This window comes from Enterobacter sp. SLBN-59 (genome assembly GCF_024807915.1).
In the GTDB taxonomy this organism is placed as follows: domain Bacteria; phylum Pseudomonadota; class Gammaproteobacteria; order Enterobacterales; family Enterobacteriaceae; genus Enterobacter; species Enterobacter asburiae_B.
This window is the reverse complement of sequence record NZ_JANUFI010000001.1, coordinates 3,791,282-3,813,150: the sequence shown is the minus strand read 5'-3', so window position 1 is coordinate 3,813,150 and position 21,869 is coordinate 3,791,282. Positions and strand designations below refer to the sequence as shown.

Below are 21,869 nucleotides of genomic sequence, written 5' to 3'. Positions count from 1 at the left end.
CGCTGTCGCTTTTTAAACCAGGAAACAGTACCTCTGACAATGAATTTACAGCATCACTTTCTTATTGCCATGCCTGCTCTCCAGGACCCGATTTTTCGCCGCGCCGTGGTTTATATTTGTGAATACAATGAAGACGGCGCGATGGGTATTATCATCAATAAACCACTGGAAAATCTTCAGGTTGAAGGAATTCTGGACAAGCTGAAAATACCGGCTGAAGCGCGACTGCCGGAAATCCGGCTTGATAAACCGGTGATGCTGGGTGGACCTCTTGCAGAAGATCGCGGCTTTATCCTGCATACGCCGCCAGTATTCTCTTCCAGCATTCGAATTTCGGACAACACCGTCATCACGACCTCGCGCGACGTGCTTGAAACGCTGGGCACCGCTGAGCAGCCTTCTGAAGTGCTGGTGGCGCTGGGCTATTCGTCGTGGGAGAAAGGCCAGCTTGAGCAAGAGATCCTCGATAACGCCTGGCTTACCGCGCCTGCGGACATGAATATCCTGTTTAAAACCCCTATCGCCGATCGCTGGCGTGACGCAGCAAAGCTGATTGGCATTGATATCCTGACCATGCCCGGCGTAGCGGGGCACGCCTGATGAGCGGAACGCTTCTGGCCTTCGATTTTGGTACTAAAAGCATTGGCGTCGCCGTGGGTCAGCGCATCACCGGTACCGCGCGTCCGCTTACGGCCCTGAAGGCCAATGACGGCACGCCAGACTGGAATCTTATCGAGCGTCTGCTCAAAGAGTGGCAGCCGGATGACGTGATTGTTGGGCTCCCGCTGAACATGGACGGCACAGAACAGCCGCTTACCGCCCGGGCGCGTAAGTTCGCCAATAAAATCCATGGCCGCTTTGGCGTCTCCGTGAAGCTTCACGACGAGCGTCTCAGCACCGTCGAAGCGCGTGCGGGCCTGTTTGAGCACGGCGGCTTCCGGGCGCTCAACAAAGGCAGCGTGGACTCCGCTTCTGCCGTGATTATCCTCGAAAGCTATTTCGACCAGGGCTTTTAACCACAGGGGCCTACAGCCGCCCCTGCGCCCGTCTCTCCGCCAGGCTCTGGTCAAAGTTCTGCATTCCTGCCTGCTGACCGGTCTGGATGATGCCGGGCAGTTGCCACGTTTTCCCTTCACGAATCAAATTCGCCGCCGCCGCTGTGTTCACCAGCAGTTCATACAACGCGACGCGCCCGCCCTGCAGATCGGGAAGCAGCCTCTGCGCCAGCACCGCCCGCAGGCTGCCGGCCAGCTGGCTACGCACCGGATCTTTCTCCTGCGCCGGGAACGTATCGACCAGCCGTTCAATCGCCTGCGATGCCCCGCGCGTATGCAGCGTCGCCAGCACCAGATGTCCGGTTTCCGCCGCCGTCAGCGCCAGGCGGATCGTTTCGCTGTCGCGCAGCTCCCCCAGCAGAATAACGTCCGGATCCTGGCGTAAGGCGCTGCGCAGCGCTTCAGCAAATGACGGGCTGTGCTGGCCTATCTCCCGCTGCTGGATCAGGCAACGCTCGCTCTGGTAGATAAACTCCACCGGATCTTCAAGCGTGAGGATATGGCCGTCAGCATGGTGGTTTAGAAAATCGACCATCGCCGCCAGCGTAGTGGATTTGCCGCTGCCGGTCGCCCCCGTGACCAGAATCAGCCCGGCGTCATTGGATAACAGTTCCGGGATTACCCTCGGCGCGCCCAGCGAAGCGAGCTGCGGGCAGCTACGCGGCAACAGCCGCAGCGTCACAGAGATACCGCTCATCTGCTTAAAGGCACTGCCGCGCAGACGCTGGCCTCCCGTTACCGTCGCGGCAAAATCCATCTGGCCCTTTGCCCACCATGTTCCCTGCTGCTCATCGTTGAGCCACGCTTTTAATAACGCCCCAACGTCGGGAGGCGGAAAGGGAGCGGGTTCAAGCCGGCCTAATCTGCGCCAGCGCGGTGGCGAATCACTGCACAGGTGTAGATCGGAGACGTTATGCTTTACACTAAGGGCCACAATTTCTTCCACATCCATAGACTACTCCTCGGAAAATGAACGACATTGCGCATAACCTGGCACAGGTCCGGGACAAAATCTCAGCCGCCGCAGCGCGTTGCGGCCGTGCTTCAGAAGAAATTACGCTGCTTGCAGTCAGCAAAACCAAGCCTGCGAGCGCCATCGCAGAAGCTATTGATGCAGGCCAGCGGGCGTTTGGTGAAAACTACGTGCAGGAAGGCGTGGATAAAATTCGCTACTTCCAGGAACAAGGGAAGACGGATCTGCAGTGGCACTTTATTGGCCCCCTGCAGTCGAACAAAAGCCGTCTGGTGGCAGAGCACTTCGACTGGTGCCACACCATCGACCGCCTGCGTATTGCTACCCGTCTGAATGACCAGCGTCCGGCAGAAATTCCGGCACTCAACGTGCTTATTCAGGTCAACATCAGCGACGAAAACAGCAAGTCCGGCATTGCGCTGAGCGAGCTGGGCGCGCTGGCCGCCGAGGTGGCCGAACTGCCGCGCTTAACCCTGCGCGGGCTGATGGCAATTCCTGCGCCTGAGTCAAGTTATGAAAGGCAGTTTGCCGTGGCACAGCAAATGGCTGTAGCATTTGAGGCGCTTAAAGCGCGCTATAACACGGTAGACACGCTTTCACTGGGCATGTCGGATGATATGGAAGCCGCCATCGCGGCAGGCAGCACTATGGTGCGCATCGGCACGGCAATTTTCGGTGCGCGCGACTACTCAAAATAATAAGGAAACCTGAGGAACGCCATGAAGACGTTGACTTTCCTGCTCTCAACAGTGCTTGAGCTGTATACGATGGCGCTTTTGCTGCGCGTCTGGATGCAGTGGGCCCGCTGTGATTTTTACAATCCGTTCTCGCAGTTTGTCGTGAAAATCACGCAACCTGTTGTCGGACCGCTGCGCCGCATTATCCCGGCGATGGGTCCCATCGACAGTTCGTCTCTGCTGGTGGCGTTTATTCTGAGCGTTATCAAAGCGATCGTGCTGTTTATGGTCATCACCTTCCAGCCGATTATCTGGATTGCTGCGGTCCTGATTTTAATCAAAACCATCGGCCTGCTGATTTTCTGGGTGCTGCTGGTCATGGCCATCATGAGCTGGGTGAGCCAGGGGCGTAGCCCGGTGGAGTATGCGCTGATCCAACTGGCCGAACCGCTGCTGCGCCCGATTCGCAGCCTGCTGCCTTCGATGGGCGGTATTGATTTCTCGCCGATGATCCTGGTTCTGCTGCTTTACGTGGTTAATATGGGGATCGCTGAGCTGTTACAGTCCACGGGCGATATGCTGCTGCCGGGGCTGTGGATGGCGCTATGAGTGCCGTAAGCACCTGCGCTGACGGGCTGGTTTTGCGGCTGTATATTCAGCCGAAAGCCAGCCGTGACGGTATTGTCGGGCTGCATGGCGACGAGTTAAAGGTCGCCATCACCGCCCCACCGGTTGACGGCCAGGCGAACGCGCATCTGACCAAATATCTGGCAAAACAGTTTCGCGTCGCCAAAAGCCAGGTCATCATTGAAAAAGGTGAACTTGGGCGACATAAACAGGTAAAAATCCTTAATCCGCAATCTATCCCGACGGAAGTCGCGGCTCTGAAAGAACAGGACTAAACCATGCAGAAAGTTGTTCTCGCGACCGGCAACGCCGGTAAAGTGCGCGAGCTGGCCTCGCTATTAAATGATTTTGGGCTGGACGTGGTCGCCCAGACCGCTCTTGGCGTGGAGTCCGCCGAAGAGACGGGGCTGACGTTTATCGAAAACGCGATCATTAAAGCGCGCCACGCCGCGCAGATTACCGGCCTGCCCGCGATTGCCGACGACTCCGGCCTGGCCGTGGATTTTCTCGGCGGTGCGCCGGGGATTTACTCTGCGCGCTATTCCGGCGTTGACGCCACCGACCAGCAGAATCTGGAAAAGCTGCTTGTCGCCCTGAAAGACGTACCGGACGAACAGCGCACCGCGCAGTTCCACTGCGTGCTGGTCTATATGCGCCACGCGGAAGACCCGACGCCGATTGTCTGCCACGGCAGCTGGCCGGGCGTGATTACCCGTGAAGCGGCTGGCAACGGTGGCTTTGGCTACGACCCGATTTTCTTTGTCCCGACCGAGGGCAAAACCGCTGCGGAACTGACCCGCGAAGAGAAAAGCGCGATTTCCCACCGTGGACGCGCGCTGAAACTGTTACTGGAAGCACTGCGTAATGGCTAATTTGCCGCCTCTGAGTCTGTATATTCACATCCCGTGGTGCGTGCAGAAATGTCCGTACTGCGATTTCAACTCGCACGCGCTGAAGGGCGAAGTGCCGCACGATGACTACGTTGCGCATCTGCTGGCCGACCTGGACGCCGATGTCGCTTACGCACAGGGACGTGAAGTTAAGACCATTTTCATTGGTGGCGGTACGCCGAGCCTGCTGTCCGGCCCGGCAATGCAGACGCTGCTGGACGGCGTGCGTGCGCGCCTGAACCTGGCGGCAGATGCTGAAATTACGATGGAAGCCAACCCCGGCACCGTTGAGGCCGACCGTTTTGTCGACTATCAGCGCGCGGGCGTGAACCGCATCTCCATCGGCGTGCAGAGCTTTAGCGAGCCGAAGCTGAAACGTCTGGGGCGCATTCACGGCCCGGAAGAGGCAAAGCGCGCGGCACACCTGGCAACGGGGCTTAACCTTCGCAGCTTTAACCTGGATTTGATGCACGGCCTGCCGGATCAGTCGCTGGAAGAGGCGCTGAACGACCTGCGCCAGGCGATCGAACTGAACCCGCCACACCTGTCGTGGTATCAGCTCACCATCGAGCCGAATACGCTGTTCGGTTCCCGCCCGCCGGTGCTGCCGGACGACGACGCGCTGTGGGATATCTTCGAGCAGGGTCACAGGCTGCTAACCGCTGCGGGTTATCAGCAGTATGAAACGTCCGCGTACGCGAAGCCGGGCTACCAGTGCCAGCACAACCTGAACTACTGGCGCTTTGGCGACTACCTGGGAATTGGCTGCGGTGCGCACGGCAAGGTGACCTTCCCGGACGGGCGCATTCTGCGCACCGCTAAAACCCGCCACCCGCGCGGGTATATGGAAGGCCGCTACCTGGAGCGTCAGCACGACGTCGAGGCAGCGGATAAACCGTTTGAGTTCTTTATGAACCGCTTCCGTCTGCTGGAAGCCGCGCCGCGCGCGGAATTTACGCGTTACACCGGGCTGCCGGAATCGGTGATCCGCCCGCAGATTGACGAGGCGCTGGCGCAGGGGTATCTCACGGAATGTGAGGAATACTGGCAGATCACCGAGCACGGCAAGCTGTTCTTAAATTCCCTTCTTGAGCTGTTCCTCGCCGAAGAATCCTGAAGGCTGATTCAGGATTTTGCATCCCGCTCTGCCGGCTGAGGGAAAGGCTGGCAGAGTGTGGGGATGAAAATTACTCGTTCTTATGCAAAACAGCTCAGACGTGAGCTGACAAAAGAAGAAAGACGGCTTTGGTATCTACTGCGCAGCCGCCGTTTCGAAAATTATAAATTTCGTCGACAACATCCTGTAGATCACTACATTCTGGATTTCGCCTGCTGCGCGGCTCATCTGGCTGTTGAGCTGGATGGTGGGCAACATGATGAAAAGCAGGAATACGATCTTCAAAGAACGTGCTGGCTTAACGAGAAAGGCTGGCATGTCATTCGATTCTGGAACAACGAACTCTGGAATAACGAAGAGGCGGTGTTAGAAAAGATCCTTGAAACACTGCAAATGCTGCGACCCTCACCCCGGCCCTCTCCCTGAAAGGGAGAGGGAGCAAACCATCCCCTCGCCCCTTTGGGGAGAGGGTTAGGGTGAGGGGAAATTACTTAAGCGTCCCCACCAGCGCCTTCCGGCTATCTTCCAGCGACACCACGCGTTTACACACGTCTTTGCCGAACTGCTGGAAATCATCTTCCTGGTTCTTCCACTCGTTCTGAATGGAGGTCTGCAAGCCGCCCAGGCTGCCCAGCACGCCCTGCAGCGGATTACCGCCGCCCTTCAGCACGGCTTTGGCGCCCATCTCGTTGATGCTGTCCTGCAGGATGCCGCCCATCGCCTGGTTCACCAGCTGCTGCCCGTCAGCACGGACCTGATCGATCGCCTTGTAGTGGAACGTCAGGCCGTCGGAGCGCGTCTCGATAATGCGGTTCATCTGCTCTTTAAGCTGCTTATCGAGCTTCGTCAGACGGGTGCGCATATTGCTGCTCTCACCCACTTCTTTGGTGATGATCTTATCCAGCGCGACGCGGCTTTTCTCAACGCGGGTCAGCGCGCCTTCATTAATCCATGGCAGCGCGGTACGCAAATCGGCCTGATAGTCTTTCGCCTGCTCACGCTGTGCGGCAGTCAGGTTGTACTGCTTGCCGTTAAAGGTGACGTTCCCCTGCGGCGTAATCACCAGATTGCCGTTCTCGCCTTTGACCTGCACGGTTTGCGGGCTTAACACCACGTCATCACGCGGGGTGACGCTACATTGATAATCCGCATGGGCGGTGAATCCGGTTGCCATCAAAGCAACAGCCAGCAACGTTTTGCGCATCTTAAACACTCCCTCAGACAAAATGGGCCAGCTAATGCTGGCCCCTTACTGCTTTATTAGTCCCACCAAACGTCGAAAAGTTCGCTGACGCGGACATCTTCGAGCTTGTGGTCTTCAAGCCATTTACGTACCAGGGCCTGATGTTCTTCAGTGCATTTACCCACTTCCTGGGTGCAGATCAGACCTTCCCAGGCCAGGTAGCCGCTACCGTCGAAGGCCAGCTTGTTTGGCTCAATCACGTCATTGATGAACGCATCCACGTCCTGATCGATCTGTTCTACACTGGTGCCTTCCGGGAAACGCCACGCAACGGAGAAGCCCACTTCCTGGAATTCTTCGATGTGCATCTTTTTACGCAGACGACGGCTACGATTCTTTGCCATTATTTCACCCTCTCGAACATTAAGTCCCATACACCGTGACCAAGACGATGGCCACGCTGTTCAAATTTCGTTACCGGACGCGATTCCGGACGCGGTACATAATCGTTACTCTCAGACTGGTTTTTATACCCGTCCAGCGACGACATCACTTCCAGCATATGTTCCGCATACGGTTCCCAGTCGGTCGCCATATGGAAGACACCGCCCAGCTTCAGCTTACTTTTCACCAGCTCGGCAAACGGCGCCTGAACGATACGGCGTTTATTATGACGTGCTTTGTGCCACGGGTCAGGGAAAAAGAGCTGAACCATGGTTAAAGAATTGTCAGGAATCATTTTATGCAGCACTTCCACCGCGTCGTGACACATCACGCGCAGGTTCTCAACGCCCTCTTCATGGGCCGTTGCCAGGCATGCACCCACGCCCGGGGAGTGGACTTCGATACCGAGGAAGTTCTGCTCCGGTCGCGCTTTCGCCATGGCCACCAGCGAGGTGCCCATACCAAACCCGATCTCCAGCGTGACGGGTGCTTCGCGGCCGAACAGTTCGGTAAAGTCCAGAGGCTGCTCGCTGAACTCAACGCCCATCACCGGCCAGTAGTTGTCCAGCGCATGTTGCTGCCCTTTTGTCAGGCGGCCCTGACGGCGGACAAAGCTGCGAATACGGCGCAGCGGGCGACCGTTTTCATCAAATTCCGGTGAAATGACGTCGTTTTTCATAAAAGAGTTGTCTGCTTGTGAGAATGTTCGGGAAACGGGCATTATCCAAAGTTAAGGCTTCTATGCAAGCATGGGAAAGATCCGGTTTACAGCAGATTGACGCTGTGCTGCAATCTGCGTCCCTGATTATGCGAATCGATGACCATGCAAGCCTCTCAATTTTCAGCCCAGGTGCTGGACTGGTACGACAAATACGGGCGTAAAACCCTGCCCTGGCAAATTGAAAAAACGCCTTACAAAGTATGGCTCTCCGAGGTGATGTTGCAACAAACGCAGGTCGCCACGGTGATCCCTTACTTCGAGCGTTTTATGGCGCGCTTCCCGACGGTGGCCGATCTGGCCAACGCGCCGCTGGACGAGGTTCTTCATCTGTGGACCGGTCTTGGATATTACGCCCGGGCGCGTAACCTTCACAAGGCCGCACAGCAGGTTGCCACGCGCCATAACGGGACATTCCCGGAAACCTTCGATGAGGTGGCCGATCTCCCCGGCGTCGGACGTTCAACCGCAGGCGCCATTCTCTCCCTGTCTTTAGGGAAGCATTTCCCGATCCTCGACGGCAACGTGAAGCGCGTGCTGGCACGCTGCTACGCCGTCGACGGCTGGCCGGGGAAGAAGGACGTCGAAAAACGCCTTTGGGAAATAAGTGAAGCGGTCACCCCGGCCAACGGCGTCGAGCGTTTCAACCAGGCGATGATGGATCTCGGCGCGCTGGTCTGCACGCGCTCAAAACCAAAATGCGAACTCTGCCCGGTGAATAATCTCTGCGTGGCGTATGCCAACCATTCATGGGCGCAATATCCGGGTAAGAAACCCAAACAGACGCTGCCGGAGCGCACCGGCTATATGCTGCTGATGCAGCACGGCGACGAGGTCTTCCTCGCCCAGCGTCCACCGAGCGGTCTGTGGGGTGGTCTATACTGCTTCCCACAGTTTGAAGATGAAGATTTGCTGCGTGAATGGCTTAAACAGCGCGGGATTGCTGCCGATAACCTGACGCAGCTGACCGCGTTTCGCCATACGTTCAGCCATTTCCACCTGGATATTGTACCCATGTGGCTTCCCGTGTCGTCATTTGCCTCGTGCATGGATGAAGGCACCGCTCTCTGGTATAACTTAGCGCAACCGCCATCAGTCGGACTGGCGGCTCCCGTGGAGCGCCTGTTACAGCAATTACGTGCCGGTGCAATGGTTTAGCATCGACAAGAAAAAGAGGAATGAGTATGGCCAGAACGATTTTTTGTACTTTCCTGCAGCGTGACGCTGAAGGCCAGGATTTCCAGCTTTATCCGGGCGACCTGGGTAAACGCATCTACAATGAAATCTCCAAAGAAGCCTGGGGACAGTGGCAGAAAAAGCAGACCATGCTGATCAACGAGAAAAAACTCAGCATGATGAACCCGGAACACCGCAAGCTGCTGGAGCAGGAGATGGTGAGCTTCCTGTTCGAAGGTAAAGACGTGCACATCGAAGGCTATACGCCACCGGAAAAATAACAGCGTGCGGGGGAAACCCCGCCGTTAAAGCAAACACAACACGCACTCCCGGAATGATGAAAAAACTTTTAGCGCTAGCCCTTGTTGCGCCGTTGCTTGTCTCGTGTTCGTCAAAAAAAGGCGAAGATTACAACGAAGCCTGGATCAAGGACACCAACGGTTTTGACATTTTGATGGGGCAGTTTGCCCACAACATCGAGAACATATGGGGATTTAACGAAGTTCTTATTGCCGGACCTAAGGACTACGTTAAGTACACCGACGCCTATCAGACCCGTAGCCACATCAACTTTGATGAGGGGACGATCACGATTGAGACCATCGCAGGCACCGACCCTGCGGCACGACTGCGTCAGGCGATCGTCAAAACCCTGCTGATGGGTGACGATCCGGGTTCTATCGATCTCTACTCCGATGCCGACGATATCACTATCTCGAAAGAGCCGTTCCTGTACGGCCAGGTCGTCGATCAGACCGGTCAGCCGATCCGCTGGGAAGGTCGCGCCACGAAATTTGCCGACTACCTGCTGCAGACGCGCCTGAAAAGCCGCTCTAACGGCCTGAAGATTATCTACAGCGTCACCATCAACCTCGTCCCGAACCACCTCGACAAGCGTGCGCATAAATACATTGGGATGGTGCGTCAGGCCTCGCGCAAGTACGGCGTGGATGAGTCGCTGATTCTGGCGATTATGCAGACCGAATCCTCGTTCAACCCGTACGCGGTGAGCCGTTCCGACGCCCTGGGGCTGATGCAGGTAGTGCAGCACAGCGCCGGTAAAGACGTCTTCCGCGCGCAGGGGAAATCCGGCACGCCGAGCCGCAGCTATCTGTTCGATCCGCAGAGCAACATTGATACCGGCACGGCCTATCTGGCGATGCTGAACAATGTGTACCTGGGCGGAATTGATAACCCAACGTCGCGCCGCTATGCGGTGATCACCGCCTATAACGGCGGCGCGGGCAGCGTGCTGCGCGTCTTCTCGAATGACAAAGTGCAGGCCGCGAACATCATCAACAGCATGGCGCCGGGGGATGTCTACTCTACCCTCACCACCCGCCACCCGTCTGCGGAATCCCGTCGCTATCTGTATAAGGTGAATACGGCGCAGAAGAACTACCGTCGCCGGTGATCGGCACACCTTCTCCCCTCTGGGAGAAGGTGTTCTGTTTCCCCTCTCCCTATGGGAGAGGGTCAGGGTGAGGGCATCAGGCCGCACCTATCCAACCCCACCCATACGAAAATGTTATTTGCATCACAATCCAAACTGCAAATTAATGTGGATTGCATTTTTTTGCGGGAGGTAACAAAACATATTGTTGCCAACTGATAGAATTGCATCAAATAACAACCCTGAATGTTCCCAAAACAACATATCTCCCGCTCACTTGTGAGGAAAGTAACATGAACCTTAAGCTGCAGCTTAAAATATTGTCGTTTCTGCAGTTCTGCCTGTGGGGTAGCTGGCTGACCACACTCGGCTCCTATATGTTTGTGACGCTCAAGTTCGACGGTGCGTCAATCGGTGCCGTATACAGCTCGCTCGGTATTGCGGCTGTCTTCATGCCAACGCTGCTGGGCATCGTGGCGGATAAATGGTTGAGTGCGAAATGGCTGTACATGCTTTGCCATCTGGTGGGCGCGGGGACGCTGTTTATGGCAGCCCAGGTGACCACGCCGGGGGCGATGTTCATGGTGATCCTGCTTAACTCGCTGGCCTATATGCCAACGCTTGGCCTGATCAACACCATCTCCTACTACCGCCTGAAATCCGCGGATTTGGATATCGTGACCGATTTCCCGCCAATCCGTATCTGGGGTACCATCGGCTTTATCATGGCGATGTGGGGCGTGAGCTTCGCGGGCTTCGAACTGAGCCATATGCAGCTCTATATCGGTGCGGCGCTCTCCGTGGTGCTGGCGATCTTCACCCTGACGCTGCCAACCATTCCGGTTTCTAACCAGCAGAAAAACCAGAGCTGGAGCACCATGCTCGGCCTGGACGCGTTCGCGCTGTTTAAAAACAAACGCATGGCGATCTTCTTTATCTTCTCCATGCTGCTGGGCGCAGAGCTGCAGATCACCAACATGTTCGGCAACACCTTCCTGCACAGCTTCGATAACAACCCGCTGTTCTCCGGCAGCTTTATCGTTGAACATGCGTCGGTGATGATGTCCATCTCTCAGATCTCTGAGACGCTGTTCATCCTGACCATCCCGTTCTTCCTGAGCCGCTACGGCATCAAAAACGTCATGCTGATCAGTATCGCGGCATGGATGTTGCGCTTCGGCCTGTTCGCCTACGGTGACCCGAGCGCGTTTGGTACCGTGCTGCTGGTGCTGTCGATGATCGTTTACGGCTGCGCCTTCGACTTCTTCAACATCTCTGGTTCGGTGTTTGTGGAAAAAGAGGTGAAGCCTGAAATCCGCGCCAGCGCGCAGGGTATGTTCCTGATGATGACCAACGGCTTCGGCTGTATTCTGGGCGGCGTGGTAAGCGGTAAAGTGGTTGAGATGTACACCACCAACGGCATCACCAACTGGCAGCCCGTGTGGCTGATCTTCGCGGCGTACTCGCTGGTGCTGTTCTTCGCGTTCATCGCGCTGTTCAAGTACAAGCACGTGCGCGAGCCGCACGGTGCGCAGCCGATCGCGCATTGATTGTTGTGCCCGGTGGCGCTGCGCTTACCGGGCCTACAAAACCAGACCGTAGGCCGGGTAAGGCGAAGCCGCCACCCGGCTATTTTATTGCAGAGAGCACCCACCCCACCGACAGCAAATCCGCGCTGCCGCCCGGGCTCAGATTGCGTTCAATCAATGCCTTATCCATCTTATGCAGCGCCTCGCGATCCCAGCCACTCACCAGTAATTCCCGCGCGTAGCCCTGAACGTAGCGCAGCCCTTCAATGCCGCCTCGCGAGACGAGATTACTGTCCTGATTGACCGCCATCAGGCGCAACAGCAGGCCGTGAAGCGACTGTCCGCTCCACTGCGCCAGCGCCCTACGCGCCGTCGCAAAGCCGCTTTCCGCCTCTCCGCGCGCGCCGGTTAAGCCGTACAGATGAAACTGCCGCTCGCCCGCCGTCTTCTGCCCGCTGCGCGCGGCCAGCTCCCGCGACACCAGCCCGCTGCAGATGTTACTCACCTCACAGCAGAGGCTGTCTGCGGAGATATTTTTCACACGTCCGGCAGCGAAGCACAGTAAACCCAGGGCAAAAATCCCGCCCTTGTGGGTGTTCACTCCGTTCGTCGCGGCGTACATCGCCTGCTCGCAGGCCATCCCCATCGGGCGGATAATGCGAAGCTGTGCGTCAGCGGGTTTATCCGCATGTGCGTTACCGAGTTCGGCAAAGCGCGAAAACCACGGCGTTATCGCCGCAATGCTGCGGACGAACAGCGCGTGGTCCATATCGCGATGGGAACCGTTATTGAGCTTGTCCACCAGCCCCGGCTTGGGCGTCAGCTCCAGCTCCTGCCATAGCGCCGCCTCGGCAAGCGCGGGCACGTCAACCGGGCGCGGTTTAGTCGCGAGCAAACCACTCATCGATTGTCTTCTCCACGCGGGAAACCACCTGCTCAACGGGGTGATTGCGCGAACGGGAACAGGCATGAGCGGGTTCGTCGCAGATCAGGCAGCGTCTGAGATTCGCCCCCAGCGACTGACGCCCGACGTGGCCGTGCTGAGGGCAGATCACGTCCAGATCCCACAGCCTGCCGAGCGGGTGCGTCTGCTCCAGCTCCGCGCAGTGCGCTTTGATTTCCACCGCGGGATGGGCCACGCACCACAGGGCTTCTGGCCCGGTCGGGAGCCACAGCACCTGACGGTCCAGCACCTGCCAGCGGTTTTCCCACAGCAGCTGGTCGCACATTTGCAGCGCCACGCCCATGGTATTGCGATAGCGCAGGCTGTCTTTGATTTCCCCTGGTGTGACCAGCGTGAGGGAAATCACCGGTTGTTGATAGTGCTCAAGCATGTCAGCCTGGCGCGCTGCGCGGCGCTCTTTCGCCGCCAGCAGTTCGTCCAGGCTGACACCCGCCCGCACGGGTGTCGCTATTGTCATAACTACTCCTTTACCTGTCGCACGGTGTCGATCACGCTGCCGTCGCGGTAGCGGATCACCCCGACGATTTTGTCGGTAAATTCAATTGGTTTCGGTACGCCCGTCAGGGAAATCGCCCGCTCGTAAAGCGCGCTGATATCCACAACCTTGAGCCCGGCTTCCAGCAGGCGCTCGCGGATCTCCGGGCGCGCCGGGTTGACCGCAATGCCGTGGTCGGTGACCAGCACGTCGATGCTCTCACCCGGCGTGAGGCGCGTGGTGACGCGCTTCACGACCGTCGGAATGCGGCTGCGCAGCAGCGGCGCGACGACGATGGTCAGGTTTGCCGCGGCGGCCACGTCGCAGTGTCCGCCGGACGCGCCGCGCATCACGCCGTCGGAGCCGGTGATAACGTTGACGTTAAAATCGACGTCGATCTCGAGAGCGCTGAGGATCACCACGTCGAGCTGGTCGCAGCTTGCAGCCTTGCTGCCGGGGTTGGCGTAAACGTTGGTGGAGATCTCCACGTGGTTCGGGTTGCGCGCCAGCGAGGCCGCCGCCTGGCCGTCGAAGCACTGGGTATCCAGCAGCTTTTCGATAAGCCCCTTCTCGTGCAAATCCACCAGGCTGCCGGTGATGCCGCCGAGCGCAAAGCGCGCCTTTACGCCGCTGCGCTCCATCTTCTCTTCCATAAAGCGCGTGCAGGCGGTCGCCGCCGCGCCGGAGCCGGTCTGCATCGAGAAGCCCGGTTTGAAGTAGCCGGAGTGTTCAATCACGTCCGCCGCATAGCGGGCGATCATCAGCTCGCGCGGGTTGCTGGTGACGCGCGCCGCGCCGACGCTGATTTTCGCCGGGTCGCCGACGCTCTCGACCTGCACAATGTAGTCCACCTGGTCCTGCACCAGGCTGGCGGGCATATTGGGGAACGGCACCAGTTCTTCCGTCAGCAGCACCACCTTGCGGGCAAAGTGCGCGTCCACCATCGCATAACCCAGGGATCCGCAGCACGATTTACCGTGCGTCCCGTTGGCATTGCCAAACTCATCGCTGCACGGCACGCCGAGAAACGCCACGTCGATGTTCAGCTCGCCGTCCTGGAGCAGCTTCACGCGCCCGCCGTGGGAATGAATTTGCACCGGCTCGTCCATCAGCCCGTGGGAGATGGCGTCCGCCAGCCTGCCGCGCATGCCCGAGGTGTAAATCCGGGTGATGACGCCGCTTTCAATATGCTCGATCAGCGCGTCGTTACAGGTCATCAGCGAGCTGGAGGCCAGCGTCAGGTTTTTGAAGCCCATTCGCGCCAGCAGCGCCACGACGGTGTTGATCACCCGGTCGCCTTCGCGAAACGCGTGGTGGAAGGAGATGGTCATCCCGTCCTGCAGGCCGCAACGCTTAACCGCCTCTTCAACAGAGGCGCAGAGCTTGCGGCTGTGCTTCGCCTCGCAGTCCGCCAGCCACGGCGTGGCGCTGTGGGCGTTATCAAAGGGTTTTAAGTCCCGCAGATGGGGAAAGTTCACGTGAAGAAGTTCTGTCTGATTCATTATTTTATCCTTACCGACGCACGCCGGAGGCCGCCGCGCGCTCCAGCACCACCTGCGCGTGGTTAATAATCGGTGCATCCACCATTTTGCCGTTGAGCGACACCACGCCCAGGCCGTTACGCTCGCCCTCTTCTGCCGCCTCAATCACCCTTCTGGCGTGATCCACCTCATCCTGCGTCGGGGCGTAGGCGTTGTGCAGCAGGTCAATCTGGCGCGGGTTAATCAGCGATTTGCCGTTGAAGCCCATCTTGCGGATCAGATCGACCTCGCGCAGGAACCCGGCCTCGTCGTTAACGTCTGACCACACCACGTCGAAGGCGTCGATGCCCGCCGCGCGGGCGGCGTGCAGCACGGCGCAGCGGGCGTAGAACAGCTCGGTGCCGTCGCCGCGCTCGGTCTGCATGTCCATCACGTAGTCAAAGGCGGCCAGCGCAATCCCGATGAGGCGCACAGAGCTGCGGGCAATCGCCACGGCGTTGATGACGCCAATGGCCGATTCAATCGCCGCCATCACGCGGGTGGAGCCAACCTCGCGGCCGCACTCCTGTTCGATACGCTCGAGATGGCTTTCCAGCTCGTAGATATCGTCCGGCGTGTCGGTTTTCGGCAGGCGGATCACGTCCACGCCGGCCCGCACGGCGGCTTCCAGATCCAGCAGGCCAAATGGCGTGCTGAGCGGGTTAATACGCACTACGGTTTCGATATCCTGATACATCGGGTGCTGCAGGGCGTGGAACACCAGCATGCGCGCGGTATCCTTCTCGCGCAGGGCGACGGCGTCCTCAAGGTCAAACATGATGGAGTCGGGACGGTAGATAAAGGCGGTGGAAAGCATGGCGGCGTTAGCGCCCGGCAGGAACAGCATGCTGCGGCGGAGTTTGCTCATTTCAGCGCCCCCCAGTTGATGGCCTGTTCATCGGCGGCACGCATCAGCGCGCTTTGCAGGCGGGCGCGGATCACACAGTCCAGCGCCCCTTTGTCTTCAATAATGATTAATCCCTGGTGCACGTTCATGACGCGCAATGTGTCGTTGACCACCTGGCGAATCTGCTCGCCAAACTGCTTAATCACTTCACTGTGGATGACTATCTCCAGCTCGCCGTGAGCGGGAGCGATTTTCACCATCAGGTCGCTGGACTCCTGCGTTCCGGCCAGCGCCTCCCTTACAATTTTCATGATAAATTCCTGGTAGTTAAGCGACTTCCGCACTCGCACGGTAATGCGTTTCGAGATGCGCGAAGGTGGAGTCCGGGACAATCTCCCGGATCCGGGAAAACTGCTGTGTCTTCAGTAAGCGGCGCACTTCGGACGCTGAAATAGCGTTGCCGGTGGCCTTGATGCGCGGCATTTCCACCACCTCGATATGCGAGGCCAGCAGGTCGTGCAGCGTCTGGTTGTACTGGCGGGTGATATCGCAGAACGGCTCCGAGCCGATGAAGCGGTGCGTAATGCCCAGCGCCGGGGCGATGAAGTCCCGGAAGATCAGCACGTCGATCTCGCTCCACGCCTGCTGCACTTTGCCGGTCTCCTTCAGGAAGTAGGCCGGGAAGGTGGCGCGGGAGATGATGTACTGCGAGCCTTCATGCACCAACACGTTCGGCAGATGCGCTACGCCCGCGCGCACCATCTCGAGGCGCGCGCTGAACGGGAAGAACGAGGCGTCTTCACGCACCACGAACAGGTGCAGGGCATCGCACCGCTGCGCCGCCTGCTCCACCAGATGGCGGTGGCCGAGGGTGAACGGATTGGCGTTCATCACTATCGCGCCAACGTTCTCCCCGCACCTGCGCTTCGCGCGCAGGGAACGGCAGTAGCGTTCGATCCCCTGCGGGGTGTTCTCCATCAGCACCGCGTTGTTTCCGCTCTGGGCAATCGGCCAGAAGCCGCTGCGGGCAAAGCGCTCCCGGTTGCACGGACGGGTGCAGAGGAAGAGGTGAAAATGGCCGCACTCCAGCGCCGCATTTTCCACCTCTGCCAGCAGCCGCGCGCTGAGGTTCTCGCCGCGAAGCTGCTCGTTGACCGCCACGCATTTGATGACGTTGGCAGCAAGCCCTGCGCAACCCACCAGCTGCGAGCCGGACCAGGCTTCGACAAACAGCGTGATGTCGTTGTCCAGGCCAAGGCCGCTGTCTGCCAGCAGGTAGCGGATCTGGCTTAAGCGTTCCGGGTGTTTCGCCACGACGGTGTGGCGAAAATCGATGGGTTGACTGTTCATGCCGTCTTTCTTAATGTGCTGCCGCAAGCCCGACGGCTGGCGCTTCCACGATCACGTTGCTGAGATGACCGATATGCTCGATCTCCACCTCAATGCGATCCCCTTCTTTCATAAACAGCGGCGGATTGCGCTTTTTACCCACTCCGCCCGGGGATCCGGTGATGATCACATCGCCCGGGCTGAGGCGGGTGAAGGTGCTGATGTACTCGATCAGCTCCGCCACCTTGTGGATCATGCTGCTGGTGTTGTCTTCCTGCACCATGCGGCCGTTCAGCCAGGTGCGGATCGCAAGCTGGTGCGGATCAGGGATCTCGTCCGCCGTCGCCATCCACGGCCCAAACGCGCCGGTTTTGCGCCAGTTTTTACCGGCGGTAAACCAGGTGTGCTGCCAGTCGCGGGCGGAGCCGTCCATGTAGCAGCTGTAGCCCGCCACGTGGCGCAGGGCGTCGTCGCGGCTGATGTTCTCCCCGCCTTTACCGATGATCACCGCCAGCTCGCCTTCATAGTCGAATTCACTTGAATGGCGCGGCTTCAGCACCGGCTCGTTGTGGCCGGTCTGTGAATCCGGGAAGCGGACAAACAGCGTCGGGGCCGGGTTATGCTGGTCAAACTCCTTGCGCTTGTCGGCATAGTTCATGCCCACGCAGAGGATCTTTTCCGGCTGCTCGATCACCGGTAAGAAGGTGATGGCGCTCATCGGCACGTCCACGGCATCGTTCAGGTAGCGGGTGGCCTGCGCCAGCCCGTTGCCCTGCAGCAGCGCCTTTAGGTCGCTGTAGCGGTCGCCGAGACGGCGGCCTAAATCAATCACGCCGTCGGCCTGGACGATGCCGTAGCTGCGTTTTCCCTGGTATAAAAAGCTTGCGAGTTTCATTGTTCTTTCCTGAAAACTTAAACGAGGAAGTTGCCCAGAATCAGCAGTGAGACTGAGACGTTAATCGCCCCGCCGATACGGGTAGCAATCTGGGCGAACGGCATCAGGCTCATACGATTGCCTGCGGTCAGGATCGCCACGTCGCCGGTACCGCCCTGGCCGCTCTGGCAGCAGGAGACGATGGCGACATCAATCGGGTGCATACCAATCTTTTTGCCGACGAAGAAGCCGGTTGCCACCAGTGCGGAAACGGTGCTGACAATCACCAACAGGTTGCTGACGGTGAACGCCGCCACCAGTTCATGCCAAGGGGTGATAGCTACGCCGACGGCGAAGAGGATTGGGTAGGTCACGGAGGTCTGGAAGAATTTGTACACCACCTGAGAGCCTTCCAGCAGACGCGGAGAGGCGCCGTTGCAGAGTTTCACCAGGACCGCCATAAACAGCATGCCAACTGGTGCAGGCAGGCCAATCAGCTTGTGGCCGAGCATGCCCAGCATGTAGAGCAGCACCGCCAGCAGCGCGCCGGAGGCAATAGTGGTGACGTCCGCTTTGCCGGAAAACGCAGGCTGAGAGACGGTGGCATCGGCATTCGCGCGGTTAGGCATCAGCTGGCCTTCACCGGTCAGGTGCGGGAAGCGTTTACCGAGCTGGTTCAGGCAGCCGGAGATGATGATTGCCGTCAGACCGCCGAGCATTACCATCGGCAGCACGCGGCCGAGCGCTACGCCCTGGTCCATGTGCAGCAGGGTGGCATAGCCGATGGAAAGCGGGATTGCCCCTTCCCCGACGCCGCCCGCCATAATCGGCAGAATGATAAAGAAGAAGATCTGGAACGGCTCAAGACCCAGCGCCAGGCCGACGCCCATTCCCACCAGCATGCCGACGATTTCACCGCACAGCATCGGGAAGAAGATGCGCAGGAAGCCCTGAATCAGCACCGTGCGGTTCATGCTCATGATGCTGCCGACGATAATGCAGCAGATGTAGAGATAGAGAATGTTGGTGGATTTGTAGAACTTGGTGGTGGACTCGACCACCACGTCCGGCAGCAGGCCATAGTAGACCAGCGCGGAAGGGATAAAGGTGGCGCAAATCGCCGCCGCGCCGAGCTTGCCGACAATCGGCAGGCGTTTGCCAAACTCGCCGCAGGCAAAGCCGAAGAAGGCCAGCGTTGCCACCATGACCACGATATCGCTCGGCAGTTTTCCGCCCAGGCAATCAATGGCAATCAGCGCGCCCGCCAGAACGAACAGCGGCAGAGGAATAATCCCAACTTTCCAGGTATCCATAATATGCCACCAGCGCTCTTTGAGCGAAGGCCGCTGAATTTCAATCGGGTCGTGGGTAACAGAGAAAGAATCGTCAGTTGTGCTCATAATAAGCCCCTTGGTTATTTTGTGCGTTCAGCTTAGAGTCACAAAGGCTTACTTTATGTGAGGAATGGCATATTAAAAGCGAAGTTTTAATGGCAGCTATGGTTTTAATGGTTTCTTTTATTTAATGTGATTTATACCTTATTTATTGCCGTGGTTTTTATGGTTTCTTTTCCGAATTGAACAAACAAATAACATTTATTCGGGAAGCCCGAAGCACGTTCGCCTTCAGGATAACTCTTTTACAGCGCCCGCTGTGCAAGGGATCACAAGTTTTCGGCAAAGCGGGCGTCAGCGCGAAAAAAGATGATATATTGGCGATCTTTGCTGCTACCTCGCGTGATAGTTATGAAAGTTTCTTTCCAGATTAAGCTGTTTATTTCGCTGGTTGCCTTTTTCTCGGTGCTTTTCGCGCTGCTGGGCGGATATTATTATACCGACGTCGGGAAGCAGCTTTATCAGGAAATGAGTACGCGTGCCAAAATACAGGCTGAAGAGATTGCGCTTATTCCGACATTGCGTAATGAAGTTGAACAAAAGAATATCAATGCCATCCATGATTTTATGCAGAAGATTTCTGCGCACAGTGACGCCAGCTTTATTGTGATTGGTGATAATAAGGGGCAGCATCTTTTTCACTCCGTCTTTGCCGACAGAGTGGGCACAACCCTGGTTGGCGGAGACAATGAAGCCGTATTGCAGGGTAAAAGCACCACCACCATTCGCAAAGGCGGGCTGGGCATTTCGCTGCGCAGTAAAGCTCCCATCTTCAACGCCGCCGGACAGGTGGTCGGCATTGTTTCAGTAGGCTATCTGACCAGCTACCTTGATACCATTACCGTCAGCAAAGTGGTCAATATCCTGATTGCCGCCGTGCTGCTGCTGATCGCTCTCTTTATCTTCTCCTGGTTCTTTACCCGCAGCATCAAGAAGCAGATCTTCTCCCTTGAGCCGCGCGAGATCGGCCTGCTGGTGCGCCAGCAGAAGGCGATGATGGAATCTATTTATGAAGGCGTGATTGCCATTGACGATCGGCGGCGGATTGAAGTCATCAACCAGGCGGCGCGCAAGCTGCTGGGCCTGAGCCAGCCGGCCCGCGAGCTGCGCGGACAGCTGATAAGCCAGGTGATCGATCCGGTCCCGTTCTTCGACACGCAGACGATGCTGGCGAAAGATACCCATGACGAGATTTGTCGTTTTAACGATCTCACGGTGATTGCCAGCCGGGTGCACATCATGCTTGAGGGGTCGCTGCAGGGCTGGGTGATCACCTTCCGCGATCGCAACGAGATCGACTCGCTGAGCGCCCAGCTCAGCCAGGTAAAACGCTATGTCGATAACCTGCGCATCATGCGCCACGAGCAGTTAAACAGGATGACCACCCTCTCCGGCCTGCTGCATATGGGCCGCTATGAGGAAGCCATTGGCTACATTCAGGCGCAGTCGGAACATGCCCAGGAGCTGCTGGACTTTATCTCTTCGCGCTTCAGTTCCCCGACCCTGTGCGGCCTGCTGCTGGGGAAAGCCGCCCGCGCGCGGGAGAAAGGCGTCGAGCTGTGTTTCGACCCGGGCTGTCGGCTGGACAGACCCTTCCTGCCCCTTGGTGAGCAAGAGCTGATTTCGATTATTGGCAACCTGCTGGATAACGCCATCGAAGCGACACAGCGGTCGCCGCTTCCCCACGCGCCGGTAGAAGTGCTGATAAAGCTCAGCGAACAGGAGCTGATTATTGAAGTCGCCGACCAGGGCGTTGGCATTACACCGGAGATGCGTGACCGGATCTTTGAACGCGGCATCACCACCAAAACGCGCGGCGATCATGGGATTGGCCTGTATCTGATCGAAAGCTACGTCACACAGGCTGGCGGCGCGATAGAAGTTGCCGATAATACCCCGCGCGGCGCCATTTTCTCCCTGTTTATCCCGGCCACGGGAATCGCCCGGCAACTGGAAGACACCGACTATGCAACATGAACTTATCGACGTACTGATTGTTGAAGACGAGAACGAACTGGCGCAACTGCACGCGGAGCTGATAGGCAAACACCCGCGTCTGAGGCTGGTGGGCATTGCCTCGTCGCTGGCTGCGGCCCAGGCAGAGCTTGAAAGCAAACAGCCGCAGCTGATGCTGCTGGATAACTACCTGCCGGACGGCAAAGGCATCTCGCTTATCAATAACCCCATGCTGGCCCGCGCCAACTGCTCGGTGATTTTTATTACTGCCGCCAGCGATATGGACACCTGCAGCCAGGCGATTCGCAACGGCGCGTTCGACTACATCCTTAAACCCGTCTCCTGGAAGCGGCTCAGCCAGTCGCTGGAGCGGTTCGTGCAGTTTGCGGAACAGCAGCGCGTGTGGAAGATTGTCGACCAGCAGAACGTGGATTCGCTGTATCAGCTCCAGGCGAAAAACTACCGCCTGGACAACGGCAGTAAAGGCATTGAGGAAAATACGCTGGCGCGTGTGCAGACGCTGTTCAACGACAAGGCAACGCACTGCTTTACCGTGGATGAGGTGGTGAGCGAAACCGGATTAAGCAAAACCACCACCCGGCGCTATCTGGAGCACTGCGTGGAGGCAGGTTTTCTGACGGTGGAGATGCTGTACGGCAAGATTGGGCATCCGAGGAGGATGTACAAGCGTAGTGCGGTTTGATGAAACGTTCCCCTCACCCCGGCCC

General features: G+C 58.0%; 26 protein-coding genes. 14 read left to right on the top strand and 12 right to left on the bottom strand.

Annotated elements, in window-relative coordinates; genetic code table 11:
* Window positions 1-39 precede the first annotated feature (39 nt).
* The gene (locus M2422_RS18285) at window positions 40-600 is read left to right on the top strand and encodes a YqgE/AlgH family protein (RefSeq protein WP_008499752.1); all 561 of its coding nucleotides are present in this window, start codon (window positions 40-42) and stop codon (window positions 598-600) included.
* Window positions 600-1,016: a Holliday junction resolvase RuvX gene (gene ruvX / locus M2422_RS18280; protein WP_029739223.1), complete on the top strand. Its 417-nt coding sequence runs from the start codon at window positions 600-602 to the stop codon at window positions 1,014-1,016. The genes M2422_RS18285 and ruvX overlap by 1 nt, the downstream gene beginning before the upstream one ends.
* Before the next feature lie 10 nt (window positions 1,017-1,026).
* Here the strand turns inward: ruvX and M2422_RS18275 are convergent, their stop codons facing one another.
* Window positions 1,027-2,007 (bottom strand): type IV pilus twitching motility protein PilT, encoded by a 981-nt coding sequence (locus M2422_RS18275; protein ID WP_064673279.1) that lies wholly within the window; start codon window positions 2,005-2,007, stop codon window positions 1,027-1,029.
* 17 nt (window positions 2,008-2,024) lie between these two features.
* Between M2422_RS18275 and M2422_RS18270 the strand changes: the two genes are divergently transcribed.
* The 6 genes from M2422_RS18270 to M2422_RS18245 all read left to right on the top strand — a co-directional run bounded on the left by M2422_RS18270 (window position 2,025) and on the right by M2422_RS18245 (window position 5,765).
* On the top strand, window positions 2,025-2,726 hold the full coding sequence (locus tag M2422_RS18270) for a YggS family pyridoxal phosphate-dependent enzyme (RefSeq protein ID WP_064673280.1): 702 nt from the start codon (window positions 2,025-2,027) through the stop codon (window positions 2,724-2,726).
* 21 nt (window positions 2,727-2,747) lie between these two features.
* Complete coding sequence (locus M2422_RS18265) at window positions 2,748-3,314, top strand: YggT family protein (protein ID WP_033146608.1); 567 nt, start codon at window positions 2,748-2,750, stop codon at window positions 3,312-3,314.
* The gene (gene yggU, locus M2422_RS18260; protein WP_023309131.1) at window positions 3,311-3,607 is read left to right on the top strand and encodes a DUF167 family protein YggU; all 297 of its coding nucleotides are present in this window, start codon (window positions 3,311-3,313) and stop codon (window positions 3,605-3,607) included. Before M2422_RS18265 ends, yggU begins: the two co-directional genes overlap by 4 nt.
* Window positions 3,608-3,610: 3 nt before the next feature.
* Window positions 3,611-4,204 (top strand): XTP/dITP diphosphatase, encoded by a 594-nt coding sequence (locus tag M2422_RS18255; RefSeq protein WP_064673281.1) that lies wholly within the window; start codon window positions 3,611-3,613, stop codon window positions 4,202-4,204.
* Window positions 4,197-5,339 carry a radical SAM family heme chaperone HemW gene (gene hemW, locus M2422_RS18250; protein WP_064673282.1) on the top strand — a complete coding sequence of 381 codons (1,143 nt, stop codon included), beginning with the start codon at window positions 4,197-4,199 and terminating at the stop codon, window positions 5,337-5,339. The genes M2422_RS18255 and hemW overlap by 8 nt, the downstream gene beginning before the upstream one ends.
* A gap of 63 nt (window positions 5,340-5,402) precedes the next feature.
* Window positions 5,403-5,765 carry an endonuclease domain-containing protein gene (locus M2422_RS18245; RefSeq protein ID WP_071891574.1) on the top strand — a complete coding sequence of 121 codons (363 nt, stop codon included), beginning with the start codon at window positions 5,403-5,405 and terminating at the stop codon, window positions 5,763-5,765.
* Between the two features lie 61 nt (window positions 5,766-5,826).
* Here M2422_RS18245 and M2422_RS18240 read toward each other — a convergent pair whose 3' ends face one another.
* Genes M2422_RS18240 through trmB form a run of 3 tightly spaced genes read right to left on the bottom strand, consistent with a single transcriptional unit; the run spans window position 5,827 to window position 7,645 of the window.
* A complete protein-coding gene (locus M2422_RS18240; protein ID WP_024906551.1) occupies window positions 5,827-6,543 on the bottom strand; it encodes a DUF2884 domain-containing protein in 717 nt (238 codons plus the stop codon).
* Window positions 6,544-6,599: 56 nt separating this feature from the next.
* Window positions 6,600-6,926 (bottom strand): YggL family protein, encoded by a 327-nt coding sequence (locus M2422_RS18235; RefSeq protein ID WP_014885198.1) that lies wholly within the window; start codon window positions 6,924-6,926, stop codon window positions 6,600-6,602.
* Window positions 6,926-7,645 carry a tRNA (guanosine(46)-N7)-methyltransferase TrmB gene (trmB, locus tag M2422_RS18230; protein ID WP_033146613.1) on the bottom strand — a complete coding sequence of 240 codons (720 nt, stop codon included), beginning with the start codon at window positions 7,643-7,645 and terminating at the stop codon, window positions 6,926-6,928. The genes M2422_RS18235 and trmB overlap by 1 nt, the downstream gene beginning before the upstream one ends.
* A gap of 138 nt (window positions 7,646-7,783) precedes the next feature.
* Here trmB and mutY point away from each other — a divergent pair, with 138 nt between their 5' ends.
* The 4 genes from mutY (at window position 7,784) to M2422_RS18210 (ending at window position 11,803) form a co-directional block, all read left to right on the top strand.
* Entirely contained in the window at window positions 7,784-8,842 is a 1,059-nt protein-coding gene (mutY, locus tag M2422_RS18225) for an A/G-specific adenine glycosylase (RefSeq protein ID WP_048977245.1), read from the top strand.
* Window positions 8,843-8,868: 26 nt separating this feature from the next.
* Window positions 8,869-9,141: an oxidative damage protection protein gene (locus M2422_RS18220; RefSeq protein ID WP_023309138.1), complete on the top strand. Its 273-nt coding sequence runs from the start codon at window positions 8,869-8,871 to the stop codon at window positions 9,139-9,141.
* A 56-nt stretch (window positions 9,142-9,197) separates the two neighbouring features.
* The gene (gene mltC, locus M2422_RS18215) at window positions 9,198-10,274 is read left to right on the top strand and encodes a membrane-bound lytic murein transglycosylase MltC (protein ID WP_033146615.1); all 1,077 of its coding nucleotides are present in this window, start codon (window positions 9,198-9,200) and stop codon (window positions 10,272-10,274) included.
* Window positions 10,275-10,546: 272 nt separating this feature from the next.
* Window positions 10,547-11,803: a nucleoside permease gene (locus M2422_RS18210; protein WP_029740744.1), complete on the top strand. Its 1,257-nt coding sequence runs from the start codon at window positions 10,547-10,549 to the stop codon at window positions 11,801-11,803.
* A 79-nt stretch (window positions 11,804-11,882) separates the two neighbouring features.
* Here M2422_RS18210 and citG read toward each other — a convergent pair whose 3' ends face one another.
* The 8 genes from citG to M2422_RS18170 are packed head-to-tail and all read right to left on the bottom strand — an operon-like array spanning window position 11,883 to window position 19,191.
* On the bottom strand, window positions 11,883-12,686 hold the full coding sequence (gene citG, locus M2422_RS18205; protein WP_064673283.1) for a triphosphoribosyl-dephospho-CoA synthase CitG: 804 nt from the start codon (window positions 12,684-12,686) through the stop codon (window positions 11,883-11,885).
* Window positions 12,664-13,203: a citrate lyase holo-[acyl-carrier protein] synthase gene (gene citX, locus M2422_RS18200; protein WP_064673284.1), complete on the bottom strand. Its 540-nt coding sequence runs from the start codon at window positions 13,201-13,203 to the stop codon at window positions 12,664-12,666. The genes citG and citX overlap by 23 nt, the downstream gene beginning before the upstream one ends.
* Window positions 13,204-13,205: 2 nt before the next feature.
* Entirely contained in the window at window positions 13,206-14,723 is a 1,518-nt protein-coding gene (gene citF / locus M2422_RS18195; protein ID WP_064673285.1) for a citrate lyase subunit alpha, read from the bottom strand.
* Between the two features lie 10 nt (window positions 14,724-14,733).
* Window positions 14,734-15,609 (bottom strand): citrate (pro-3S)-lyase subunit beta, encoded by an 876-nt coding sequence (gene citE, locus M2422_RS18190; RefSeq protein WP_064673286.1) that lies wholly within the window; start codon window positions 15,607-15,609, stop codon window positions 14,734-14,736.
* Window positions 15,606-15,899, bottom strand: a complete 294-nt coding sequence (citD, locus tag M2422_RS18185) for a citrate lyase acyl carrier protein (RefSeq protein ID WP_259141782.1) — start codon at window positions 15,897-15,899, stop codon at window positions 15,606-15,608. The genes citE and citD overlap by 4 nt, the downstream gene beginning before the upstream one ends.
* 16 nt (window positions 15,900-15,915) lie before the next feature.
* Window positions 15,916-16,938, bottom strand: coding sequence for a [citrate (pro-3S)-lyase] ligase (gene citC / locus M2422_RS18180; protein WP_064673287.1), 1,023 nt, complete (start codon window positions 16,936-16,938; stop codon window positions 15,916-15,918).
* Window positions 16,939-16,948: 10 nt separating this feature from the next.
* Window positions 16,949-17,812 (bottom strand): fumarylacetoacetate hydrolase family protein, encoded by an 864-nt coding sequence (locus M2422_RS18175; protein ID WP_021242089.1) that lies wholly within the window; start codon window positions 17,810-17,812, stop codon window positions 16,949-16,951.
* A gap of 17 nt (window positions 17,813-17,829) precedes the next feature.
* Window positions 17,830-19,191: a 2-hydroxycarboxylate transporter family protein gene (locus tag M2422_RS18170; protein WP_029740738.1), complete on the bottom strand. Its 1,362-nt coding sequence runs from the start codon at window positions 19,189-19,191 to the stop codon at window positions 17,830-17,832.
* A gap of 345 nt (window positions 19,192-19,536) precedes the next feature.
* Here M2422_RS18170 and M2422_RS18165 point away from each other — a divergent pair, with 345 nt between their 5' ends.
* Window positions 19,537-21,162: a sensor histidine kinase gene (locus M2422_RS18165; RefSeq protein ID WP_058841919.1), complete on the top strand. Its 1,626-nt coding sequence runs from the start codon at window positions 19,537-19,539 to the stop codon at window positions 21,160-21,162.
* Entirely contained in the window at window positions 21,152-21,844 is a 693-nt protein-coding gene (locus M2422_RS18160) for a response regulator (protein WP_023309148.1), read from the top strand. The genes M2422_RS18165 and M2422_RS18160 overlap by 11 nt, the downstream gene beginning before the upstream one ends.
* Window positions 21,845-21,869: the final 25 nt, after the last annotated feature.